General features: G+C 48.6%; 8 protein-coding genes and 1 tRNA gene. 2 read left to right on the top strand and 7 right to left on the bottom strand.

Going from position 1 to position 11,454, the window contains the following annotated elements; translation table 11 throughout:
- Positions 1-258: 258 nt before the first annotated feature.
- Positions 259-1,800, top strand: coding sequence for a histidine ammonia-lyase (hutH, locus tag BN98_RS06765; RefSeq protein ID WP_019190708.1), 1,542 nt, complete (start codon positions 259-261; stop codon positions 1,798-1,800).
- A gap of 959 nt (positions 1,801-2,759) precedes the next feature.
- On the opposite strand, the gene BN98_RS06760 is transcribed toward hutH, so the two are convergent.
- The 7 genes from BN98_RS06760 to BN98_RS06730 all read right to left on the bottom strand — a co-directional run bounded on the left by BN98_RS06760 (position 2,760) and on the right by BN98_RS06730 (position 10,264).
- On the bottom strand, positions 2,760-3,257 hold the full coding sequence (locus BN98_RS06760) for a hypothetical protein (RefSeq protein ID WP_019190707.1): 498 nt from the start codon (positions 3,255-3,257) through the stop codon (positions 2,760-2,762).
- Between the two features lie 422 nt (positions 3,258-3,679).
- Entirely contained in the window at positions 3,680-5,326 is a 1,647-nt protein-coding gene (locus BN98_RS06755) for a hypothetical protein (protein WP_040942772.1), read from the bottom strand.
- Positions 5,310-6,374: a glycosyltransferase family 2 protein gene (locus BN98_RS06750; protein WP_019190704.1), complete on the bottom strand. Its 1,065-nt coding sequence runs from the start codon at positions 6,372-6,374 to the stop codon at positions 5,310-5,312. Before BN98_RS06750 ends, BN98_RS06755 begins: the two co-directional genes overlap by 17 nt.
- A gap of 33 nt (positions 6,375-6,407) precedes the next feature.
- A complete protein-coding gene (locus BN98_RS06745; protein WP_019190703.1) occupies positions 6,408-7,337 on the bottom strand; it encodes a PIG-L deacetylase family protein in 930 nt (309 codons plus the stop codon).
- Entirely contained in the window at positions 7,321-8,502 is a 1,182-nt protein-coding gene (locus tag BN98_RS06740; RefSeq protein WP_019190702.1) for a carboxylate--amine ligase, read from the bottom strand. The genes BN98_RS06745 and BN98_RS06740 overlap by 17 nt, the downstream gene beginning before the upstream one ends.
- 130 nt (positions 8,503-8,632) lie before the next feature.
- Positions 8,633-10,042 carry a lipopolysaccharide biosynthesis protein gene (locus BN98_RS06735; protein WP_019190701.1) on the bottom strand — a complete coding sequence of 470 codons (1,410 nt, stop codon included), beginning with the start codon at positions 10,040-10,042 and terminating at the stop codon, positions 8,633-8,635.
- A 148-nt stretch (positions 10,043-10,190) separates the two neighbouring features.
- Positions 10,191-10,264: transfer RNA gene (locus tag BN98_RS06730), tRNA-Pro, on the bottom strand.
- A gap of 301 nt (positions 10,265-10,565) precedes the next feature.
- On the opposite strand from BN98_RS06730, the gene BN98_RS06725 reads away from it, so the two are divergent.
- Complete coding sequence (locus BN98_RS06725; protein ID WP_019190700.1) at positions 10,566-11,453, top strand: PLP-dependent cysteine synthase family protein; 888 nt, start codon at positions 10,566-10,568, stop codon at positions 11,451-11,453.
- The last annotated feature ends 1 nt before the right edge of the window (position 11,454 follow it).

Raw genomic sequence — 11,454 nt, 5'->3', positions numbered from 1 at the left:
ATTTCTTCATCTTTTTTTCTTGTTTTTTATCCGCTTTGGACGGTAGCAGGATACACTCTTTGCTTAGGAAGTCTGTTCTATGTTTTTTCAGGCTTTTGTCAGTTTTTTGTCGATCTGCGTTACGCTATCTCCTTTATCCCGTCGTGGCAGAGGCCTATAGCGATAACGTTTTCGAGAGGCTCGTTTCTGAATAAAAATTTGTTAAACGAGCGTGGGGTAAACCTTATCCTAAGGGATATGAACTTTTGAGGAGGAAACATGAAAAAAGTAGTATTGAACGGTTCGGATCTGACTCTGGACCAACTGGTGGCTGTTGCCCGTGAGCATGCTACGGTTGAACTGGCACCGGAAACCGTGGATGCGGTTAAGAAATCCCGCGGCATCGTTGAGAAAATTGTTGAAGAAGAACGCGTTGTCTATGGTATTACGACTGGCTTCGGTTCGCTGCACAACGTACATATCTCGAAAGAAGACTGTGTACAGCTGCAAGAGAACCTGATTCGTACCCATGCTGTCGGCGATGGTGCACCGCTTCATGAAGATGAAGTTCGTGCCGTCATGCTGATTCGTGTCAACTCCTTGGTCAAAGGTGTTTCCGGTGTTCGTCTGGTCACTGTACAGACCTTGATTGACATGCTGAACAAGAACGTGGTTCCGCACATTCCGGAAAAAGGATCCTTGGGCGCCAGCGGCGACTTGGCTCCGCTTTCCCACATGGTTCTCCCGATGCTGGGTCTTGGCCGCGCCTTCTACAATGGCGAGCTGATGAGCGGCAAAGAAGCCATGGAAAAAGCCGGTGTTGAGACAATTCATCTGGAAGCCAAAGAAGGTTTGGCCCTGAACAACGGTACCACCGTTTTGACCGCTGTCGGTGCTCTGGCTACGTATGACGCCATCCAACTGTTGAAGCTCTCCGATATTGCCGGCGCGCTGTCTCTGGAAGCTCATCGCGGTATCATCGATGCCTTCTACGAGAAGCTGCATGCCATTCGTCCGCATGCCGGCTGCATTGCTACCGCTAAGAATATCCGCAACCTGACCGAAGGTTCGACCTATCTGACACACACTGCCGAACTGCGTACGCAGGATGCCTACACGCTGCGTTGCATCCCCCAGATCCACGGCGCAAGCAAAGACACCATCAGCTATGTTGCTTCGAAGGTGGCTATTGAATTGAACGCTGCTACCGACAACCCGATCGTTATCTCGGACAAGGAAATCATCTCCGGTGGTAACTTCCACGGTGAACCGATGGCACAGCCGTTCGACTTCTTGGGAATTGGCGCGGCTGAAATCGGTAACGTATCCGAGCGTCGTATCGAGCGCTTGGTCAACCACCAGCTCTCCGAGTTCCCCTCCTTCTTGGTCAAACATCCGGGCCTCAACTCCGGTTTCATGATCACGCAGTACAGCGCTGCATCACTGGCATCCGAGAACAAAGTTCTTGCTCATCCGGCAAGCGTTGACTCCATCCCGTCCTGCGAGAACCAGGAAGACTTCGTCTCCATGGGAACCATCGCTGCTCGCAAGGCTCGCGACATCGTCCGCAACAGCCTGCGCTGCGTTGCTACCGAAATCCTGGCAGCCGTTCAGGCTATTGACTTCCGCAAGGAAATGACGGATGGCAAACTGGGTGTTGGTACTCAGGCTGCTTACGATGCTGTTCGTGAGAAACTGAACTTCATCGCAGATGACCATGAAGTTGAAATGTACAACGAACTTGAGAAGATCACGAACCTGCTGCTCGACGGCAGCCTGCTGAAGGCTGTTGAAGAGAAGGTCAACTTGGATCTTCAGTAATCAAAAAAAGCTATATACAAGCGGAAGGCGGCCTTTGGACCGCCTTCTTTTTTTATTGACTAGGTTATGGGTGGCGGGGGCGTTGGTTGGCCGAGGTGTGTTTGTTGGCTGGGGTGTGTTTGTTGGCTCGGATGTGTTGGTTTGCGGGCGGAATTTTTCACCCTTCTAACGCCGTGCGAGGCGATTTTCTGACAGTGCAAAAGACGCTGCAGCGTGATGCACGGCGAAGCGATGATGCGGCGACTAGGTATTTTTCGTATTTTGACTTTTACCTAGCCAGAAAACACAGGCAACGGCGGCGTAGCGGCTAGGTATTTTTTGATATACGTTTTTTACCTAGCCGAAAAATGCATGCCACGGTGGCGTAGCGGCTAGGTATTTTTCGATATGCCGTTTTTACCTAGCCAATAATCGCGCACCATCGTCCCATTGCGACTAGGTATTTTTCGTATTTTCACTTTTACCTAGTCGGAAAACGCCGGCAGAGTCGGCGCAGCAGCTAGGTATTTTTCCATATGCCGTTTTTACCTAGTCGATAATCGCGCACCATCGCTCCATAGCAGCTAGGTATTTTTCGTATTTCGACTTTTACCTAGCCGTAAACCACACGCAAGGGCGGCGTAGCGGCTAGGTATTTTTCGATATGCCGTTTTTACCTAGTCGATAATCGCGCACCATCGCTCCATAGCAGCTAGGTATTTTTCGTATTTCGACTTTTACCTAGCCAGAAAACACAGGCAAGGCCGGCACGGCGGCTAGGTATTTTTCGATATATCGTTTTTACCTAGCCGAAAAGCCCTGTCTGTCACAAGCGTACGGCATTTCCTAAAGGAATTGGTCTCGCGGCGACAGCTGGTACCATGGAAACTGCGACACAACCGGGTTTATTTATAAAAAAGAAGATGGCCCGCCGGACCACCTTCTTTTTTACTCACGATTCCACATCTATTTCTGCGTTTTCACGCGCTTTTCTGACGCAAACGTCTTACCTGTTCTATTATCAGCGCGAGAAGCCACAGCGAGACAAACTCCATCGCCATCCATTCGTATATCGCCGGATATTCCACCACCGGCAAGATAAAGGCCACATAGAAAGCGGCACTTGCGCATAAGCATATGGCTCCGCCGAAGACCATCGGTTTGCTCCAAATGGTGTGCTGTTCTTGGTATTGCAAAACCGCATAGACCACCAGCGTCACCACAAAAAGGATGCCGATAACCCATTGCGCAAAGGAGATGAGCGAAAGGAAGAAATCTATCCAAGCCGGTTTCTTCGGAACGACGACTTCCGTCATTGCCATCCACTTTTCAGGGGTCATTTGGCGAAAATTGATGAATGTCTCATGTTGAAGGACAAAGACAGAAGAAAAGAAGATCAGTTGCCAAATAATGTCTAGGGGAATTGCCCATTTTAGCCAATCATGCCAATCTTTCTTGGATATAACTTCATTGCGCATAAAGAAGCCCTCCCTTAATTGAAAGGATCATGTGCGTCAAAAACATCAAAACGTACATTCGTCGGATAATTGCCTTCTGTATACTTCCAAGGATAAGTATACCAAGGTCCCAGTACAGTGCTTTTAACTTGTGTTACACGATTATAGATTGAAACAAGCTTTCTTTTCCTAGCCGGTAGTCACTCTATAAGGAACGTGCCCGCCATACGGAGCTCTTCTGCTAGGCTACTCATCGTCGTCACCTCGCATAACGATGGCATACCCTGGAAGAAATAGTTCCATGTAATCATTCATTATCTCTGTTGCATTTTGCTTTTTCAATTGATTCCATATTGATTGTTGTAGCTCAACATACTCTGCATGCATTATTTCATTTTGTGGCTGAAAAGGAGTTTATTTCTATTCACTGATTTACCCAAAAGCTATATTGCTGTACAAATTTTCTCAATTATTTTTTCTTTCTCATACAGCGCATAATGCTGCGGCGCTTCAAAGAAAAAATCCGCGCGATCAATAAGCCGATAACCGGGAAATTCCCGCTCCTCTCCTCTTGTAACGATAAAATCGACACGTCCTTCACGAATGGCATCCTTCTGCTCCTGTTCCATTTCCGCAGAAGGAAGATTCAATCGGCAAAAAGCGCGAACATTCGGTACGATCCCGGTCACCGTATAAAAGCCGCCGTCCAAAAAGCCGTAATTTAGAAGCGTCGGATGTTCTTTTTTTTGGATCTGTTGCGCAAAACGATATTGAGGCAACGCTTCGCGAACCGTTCCTCGCAAATAAGCATTCGGTGAGAAGAACGTGGCGTAGCCAACAGCGAAAGCCAAGGTCAATAGGCAAGCCAAAACGAAAGAAGAACGTGCTTTTCGCTCGCCACGCCTTTCCCAAGCCCTGTTCTCCTGCGGCGTTTCCGTCAATACGCCCCTGTCGTTGCCAAAAACGCGTTGCCAGAAGACAGCTGACCACTCAGCCAGGGCGACACATCCGACACAAGTAAAAACGGCGAGTGGCAGCGCATAGTAGACATAAAATCGTCCACCGATATAGATAAAGCACAGGAGAAAAAATGCCTGAAGCAGCAGATGAAGAAAGGTGCGCAAAGGACGATAAATCAAGCACCAAAAGAGACCCAAGGTTCCCATGCTGAACACAAGACCGAGCGTTGCCCTGGCAATCCCATAACCGGTTTGCAGGTTAGAAAGCAACGAATTCCCTTCCCCCTCGACACGCGAATAGGAAAACAGGTTGTCGATAAAATAGCCCTGCACGAGATCCGAAAGCGCGCCCTGCAGAAGAAAATAGAGCAAGATGGGAACCGTAATCAGCAAGAGTCCGACAAGAATACCGCCGAGCAGACGAAGCAAAGCGCCTATACCTGCCTCTTTCACTGTAATAAACGCCACCACGATAATCCAGCCGATATAAAGGCCTACCAGCGTGTATTTACTCCAAAACACCATACCTGAAGTGATGCCGATCGCGACGGCTTGTCCGAAGCGCATCGGCTGTTTTCGTTCCACCACCAATAGTCCTTGATAAAGCGCATAGGCAAGTGGCGCCAACGCCAGCTGTTCGACACTGTCCCCATGCGCAAAGGGTCGTGATGAAAAAACGAGTGCGCCCATCAAAGGAAGAAGAACAAGCACCATTGATTTTTCGGTCAAAACACGGCAAGCGCGATAGCTATACCACAGGAAGCCGAAGGCGGCAGCAATTTCCAACAGATACACGCCAAAAAAAGTGCGGTACGAAATCATAGCAGCAACGGCATGGAGCATATACAAAAACGGGCCCTTTTGCTCCCACAGGTCGCGATACGGCAGAAGTCCGCTTAACATGGATTTCCCAACGGTAAAAAAGCAGTTGGCATCCACCCAGTCATTAAGCGGATAGAGCGGTGACGATTTGGAACACAGCGTAATCAGCAGCACGGCGGCAAGCAGAAGATACATCGCAATGCCTTTACGAAATCTTTGCGGCGGCATTTTCGAAGGCGTCATTTGTTCCAAAACGCGGGGCTCGCCCGAAAGAGAAGATTCGTTGCTTTGTTTATTCATCAACATCATGAGGATTTTCTCCTTCACTCTCGGCGGTTTTTGCTACCATCGGATCCGCTACTTGCTGCGATTTCTGCGGTTTTTCTGTCTCCAAAAGGCGCAACTTTCTTTTCTCCTCTGTGCGTTCTGCAATGATATAGCGCGGGCGCTGTTTCGTTTCCAGATAGATTTTACCGATGTATTCGCCAATGACGCCCAGCGATATTAGCTGGATACCGCCCAGGAGCGCTGTTGTCAAAACCGTACTGGACCAGCCGGGAACGCTGCGTCCGGTAAAATACGAAATCAACACCCAAAGAATCAATAAAAAGCTGAACAGGGAAAGCAACACACCAAGCCCCGTAATCAGGCGAATGGGCTTGATGCTGAGGCTACTAATACCGTCAAATGCGAGCGCCAGCATTTTTCGAAGCGGATAATGGCTCTCCCCTGCCAGACGTTCCCGACGATCGTAATAAACGCTCGTGCTGCGAAAGCCGACCAGCGGAAACATACCGCGCAAAAAGATATTCACTTCCCGAAAATCAGAGAACGCTTCAAGGGCTTTTTGGGAAACCAGACGATAATCCGCATGGTTATACACGACATCCGCGCCCATCCAGCGCAGCAGCTTATAATAGCCCTCCGCAGAAGTGCGCTTAAACCACGTATCCGTGTTCCGCGCTTTGCGCACGCCGTAAACAATGTCACAACCGTCGCGATATGCATCCACCATGGCATCCATTGCACGTAAATCATCCTGCCCGTCGCAGTCAATGGAAATCGTAATGTCGGCCTTGTCCTTGGCTTCCATCAGCCCCGCTAACAGCGCGTTTTGATGGCCGCGATTGCGACTTAGCGCAATCCCTTCCACATCGCTATACTGTTTTGCCGCCTGTTGAATGAAATCCCAGGTCCCGTCTCGGCTGCCATCGTTGACAAAAAGGAGGCCACTGTCCGATGCGATTTTCCCTTCCTCTCTCATACGTTGCAATTGCTGCCGAAAAAGGGGCAACGTGACAGGAAGCACCGTCTCTTCGTTATAACAGGGAATGACAATGATGAGTTTGGGTGTCATAGCGGATCCTTTCCGTGTTTCCAGAGCGCCCCCTTAAAGGACGCTTCGCAGAATTTCGGTGTAACGTTCCTGACGGTTCCTTTCCCCATCGATGGTTTTATGAAAGGAATGATGGGCCGAAAACCGATGTTGATAGTTTTGTTGAATGTCTTGCGGATCCAATGCGTGTGCCAGTTGTATAAATTCCCGGGCGCTCGACAGGCGATAAAACTCACCGCCTTCGTTGCGGTGTAAATACGCATGTGTCTGCACCTCTGCCAACATATCATACAGGTCAAAATCAAAGCACACCTGACTTTGATAGCATGCTAAAAGATCGGATTTTGCTTTTCGTTCCTCGACAGAAAGCTGCCGATAGCGGTTGATCCAGCCGTACGGTAAGAAATTCGATCCTTGATACAGTAAGATTTGCGGGGCTTGCTGATTCGTGAAAGATACCTGTTCTAAAGCCTCTGCCAAGGCAAATGCCGAGGTTTCGTGATCAATGTGCGCATCTAAAAAGTTAACCGTCGCCACCAGGGCATACTCTTTTTTCTCAAGCGCCTCGCGAATGGCTGCTACAAGCTCCGCCTTACGCGGTACAATGGCATTTTCTTGAAAGGTATTGGGAATATCCACTGCTCCTAAAACATGCAAAGAAAGGCGCGCCGCTACCTGCTCCAATTCCTTGTAGCGAACCGCTCCTCCCACACCGGCCATGCTGTTGGTGGTGTAGAGAAGGTCCGTCTCCGCTTTGTTGCGCATTGCTAAGAAAAAGCCGCCAAGTCCCAGCACTTCATCATCGATATGGGGCGCAAGCACCAGTATTTTTTTATTTTCCAACGCGGAAAAATCCAACGGCTCGGCCTGTATCGTTCTGCCTCGAAACAGCGCCTTCGCACAGATACGATTGTATGCTTTAATCGGACCGCGGAAGGTGTCCGCCGCCCAGTTTTTAAAGGCTAGACTAAGACCTTGTGACAAGGGACACCACTTTCTTTTTTCGCAAATACCGAAGCGGCGTCGGGTCGTCGGCATCCTTAATGCCGAATACCACGTGTCCGCGACGGCTCTTCCAATAGGCAAATGGATTCATAGCAAACGCCGGATAGCGCAATCGATTGGAATAAATGGCACGAATCGCATCATCATAATCTTTCACCCATAACACCTTCGTTTGCATTTTTTCCAGGATGAAAGAAATATCTTCTCCAATAAAATCCAAATAGGCTGCCAACACTACGTTGACACCGGTGTGTTCCATAGCGCCGACACTCAGGTAAGTACGCGGATTGGAATCCAAAAGATAATACCGCCCATCCCGCGGATCGTATTTAAACTCCATGCCATGAAAGCCGGAGAAGTGCAATAATTGATTGATCTTTCGTCCAACCGGGAAAAGATCCGGAATGGATTCATAGCTTACGCACGTGGCTGTGCCGGTTTCCGGCGGATACTGGCGAATCTTTCGAGAGGTTCCTTCACGTAGCGGTTCACCATTTTTTGAATAGGCAAAATAATAAACTAAATTCTGCGGCGGTCCGGGAATAAATTCCTGGGCTACCAGTGCATGGTGCCCCAGCCCCGCTTTTTCCACCGATGCCACATAAGCGGCAATGTCCTCCGGTTTCTCCAACAAATGCGCTTTTTCAAAGTGATTGACAAAGCCGACCGTGCACGCAGGTTTGACGAGCAACGGAAACATGGCTTCTTTTAATGTCTCTAATTCGCGCGCACTCTCCACCCGATACGATTTCGGATATGCCAGACCCGCCTCTTCCATCAGGGCGTGTAGCCCTGTTTTGTCCAAGCACATCTCAATCGTTTCTCGGCATTCATTGACAATATGATACGGTGGTAATGGCCCTTGTTTGGCTAAGAACAAGGCATAGGCATCCGAGGTGGGAATCAGATAGCCTTTTTTCCCGCACTGCGTAAGATATTCCCCGGCAGCGCGCAACGCCTCCAGGATATTGGCATTCAAAAAAGAGCGATGCACATATTTCGAATGACATGCAATGCCCTCTTTTTCCGCAACAATAAGACAAGGTAGCGCCAAGGAGCGAAATGCCCGCACGGTACCCAAGGGGTTAATATCCGATCCCATCACCACAGGTATGTATTCATAGGAAACATCCGATAACTGCATAGAAACCTTTCTAGACCTGTCTCTTTATAAAGTAACCGATGCGACATCTGTTTTATCATGCCTTTCCGGAAAGCAGGACTCTTCGTTCGAAATCTATCATTCTCAATTCCGGAAGTCAATTGCGCTATACTCAGAAATCCAGCACCTCTTTTTTCTTGTACACCGCATGAATATCGCGGATTGTCCCTCTTTGGAAATATAGCATGAACAAGAACGCCACACCTAGCACAAGGACTTTAAAAGCTCCTGCAAAGGCCCAATAATTGGCCATTAAAAACAGACCGGTCATAACGACAGCCTGCTTTTTCTGCGGAATCCAAAAGCCCGATCGTTTCGAAAAATAGGTGCGGGCAATATAAAAGACCACCTGTGAAATAGCCAACGCCAGCGCTGCACCGCGATACCCCCATAAAGGCGTCAATGTCATATTGGCAAGCAGCGTGGGAAAAAAGATACAGAGTCGGATTGCCAGATTGTACTTTGTTTTGCGTGCAAAGGTAATGCCCAGCACCGTCGTCTCCGACAACACAAGAAAAATGGGTTGCAAGCTCACCAGGCCAAATATCGTGGATACCGCACTGTAATTTTTGCCTAAGACGAAGGGCAAGAGCATGCTACCCAATAACGCCAATACAAAGGCTGCACTCATGACCAATAACAGTACATCCGCCACAAAAGAAAATTGTTTTTGACTTTTATGTTCTTCATGCCAACGAATGGAAATCGGAAACCAAAATCCTGTAAAGGCGGCTGTTATCAAGCTAAAGACACTGGCAATGCTCAAGGCTGCATTATAAATAGCCAGACTGCCCGGCACCTGAATGCCGTGTAGGGTTAAATTTCCTAAACTGTTCAATAATGAGGAGAGGGCGAAATCTAAAATATAGGGATAGGCGTAGAGCCACATTCTCTTAAACAGCACGCGATCCCATTGAAATCCCCGAAAGTCAAAAAACTCACGATATTGATAAAGGAGAAACAGATCATAAAGGATATTGCCAAAAATCATGCCCATCGCAGCGCCCACATAGTCCTTGCGATAGGTGACCAGCAGGATAACGGTCAGTAAAAAGGTGAAGAGCTTGGCCCCGGCGGTAATCTTTGAAAAATCAAAGCCGCGTTCCTGCATACGCACCAAAAACAGAACAAAGCTTTCAATGATATTGATGAGTGCCCACAAACTGCCGAATATGATCAGTAACGCATCTTTTTCCGTATGAAATGCCCAGCGTGAAATGGGCTTGGCGAATAGGATGCTCAGCAGAAAAAATAACACACCCACCAGCAATGCCGGCAATATCGCCTGTTGAAAGGTGCGGCGACGATCCTGTGCGCTGTGAAATTCTCTGGCAAAGGCCTGATCCATGCCAATGCAAAGAATGCGCGGAATTTGCAGCAACAGGAGTTTAAAAAAGGTAAATAAACCATAGCTTTCCGGCGTCAAAAGGCGCGTCAGAAGCGGAATTTGAACAATAGCGATCAGCCCCGAAAAAATCGGGCCTAAACTAAAGCCTGCCATATTTTTTAAAATTTTGCCCATGCCAGACTCCTTGCCAACTTTCTCCTCTTTTATATTTCTATTTCTTCGAGCATACTGGATAGCCATGCGCCATGTCAACCGATTGCCATACTGCATTGCAAAAACAGAAATGGCTTGAAATCAATGATTTCAAGCCATTCCCTTCCCATCGGAGTGACAGGATTTGAACCTGCGACCCCTTGTCCCCCAGACAAGTGCGCTACCGAACTGCGCTACACCCCGTAACGCGGCATATTATATCACAAACTTAGCGCGGAAACATCCTGAAGAGAGGATCTTTTCTAAAACGCGGCTTGCACGCCGCTTTTGGAAAATCCTAAACCCGTGATGCGCCATCGTGACGGGAAAATTTTAGGAAAACGACATATTTCCCCTTTATCCTTCTGCTAGAATGGTCAAAATCAATGGAGGCCAAAGAAATTGGGTACCATTGAACCAATCGTTAAAAATCACCTCTTTCAGGAGATGGCCGCGATTTAAGCAGTAACGGAAATAGAGAAAGAAAGAAAGAAAGAAGGTTGTCATGAAAGTGATAGAGACTATCGGTAACACGAAACTCGTGCAATTACAGCACATCGGAGACGGCAGGATTTACGTCAAGGTAGAAAAAACAAATCCGGGCGGCAGCATTAAGGATCGTCCGGCGTACTATATGATTCGCGATGCAATTGAACGTGGCGATCTCAAGCCGGGTATGACCATTGTAGAGCCGACGTCAGGAAATACCGGCATTGCGCTGGCACTGATCGGTAAGCAATTGGGTTATCCGGTGGAGTTGTTTATGCCGGCATCCATGTCCAAAGAGCGTGTGCGTCTGATGCAATCCTTCGGCGCCAAGGTCACGCTGACCACGGAAGGTGCTCTACAGGGGGCTGTGGATGCAGCAAAGAAGCGCGTTGCAGAAGGCAATGCCTATATGCCGGATCAATTCACAAACCCCTCCAACCCAAAGGCACATTATGAAACCACGGGGCCGGAGATCTATGAAGCCTTGCCGGATGCAGCGGCTTTCGTATCCGGTTTCGGTACGGGCGGTACGATTTCGGGTGTCGGCAGATTCCTGAAAGAGCACATCCAAGGCTTTCGCGTCTTTGGTCTGGAACCGAAGGAATCGCCTCTGGTCAGTGAAGGCCATGCTGGATCCCATAAGATTCAGGGCATTTCCGGTAACTTTGTCCCGAAAAACTTAGACAAGAGTATCCTGGACGGGATATACTCGGTAGCGAGTGATGATGCGATTGCCATGTCTCGCCGCTTAGCTGCAGAAGAAGGCCTTTCGGTCGGTATTTCGTCCGGCGCGAATGTTGTTGCCGCGCTTCAGGCTTTGAACGATGTGGAAGGGAAAGTCGTTACCGTTTTACCCGATTTGGGTGAGCGTTATATGTCAACGGCTTTATTTCAAGAGGACTGAG

The sequence above is a fragment of the Levyella massiliensis genome, assembly GCF_000308275.2.
Lineage (GTDB): Bacteria > Bacillota > Clostridia > Tissierellales > Peptoniphilaceae > Murdochiella > Murdochiella massiliensis_A.
The sequence above is the reverse complement of the archived record's forward strand: the minus strand, read 5'-3'. Positions and strand labels throughout refer to the sequence as shown.

Coding starts and splice junctions, on each gene's coding strand:
- BN98_RS06740 (WP_019190702.1), bottom strand. CDS start 8,502: ATGCAGTTATCGGATGTTTCCTATGAATACATACCTGTGGTGATGGGA.
- BN98_RS06725 (WP_019190700.1), top strand. CDS start 10,566: ATGAAAGTGATAGAGACTATCGGTAACACGAAACTCGTGCAATTACAG.
- BN98_RS06750 (WP_019190704.1), bottom strand. CDS start 6,374: ATGACACCCAAACTCATCATTGTCATTCCCTGTTATAACGAAGAGACG.
- BN98_RS06755 (WP_040942772.1), bottom strand. CDS start 5,326: ATGATGTTGATGAATAAACAAAGCAACGAATCTTCTCTTTCGGGCGAG.
- hutH (WP_019190708.1), top strand. CDS start 259: ATGAAAAAAGTAGTATTGAACGGTTCGGATCTGACTCTGGACCAACTG.
- BN98_RS06735 (WP_019190701.1), bottom strand. CDS start 10,042: ATGGGCAAAATTTTAAAAAATATGGCAGGCTTTAGTTTAGGCCCGATT.
- BN98_RS06760 (WP_019190707.1), bottom strand. CDS start 3,257: ATGCGCAATGAAGTTATATCCAAGAAAGATTGGCATGATTGGCTAAAA.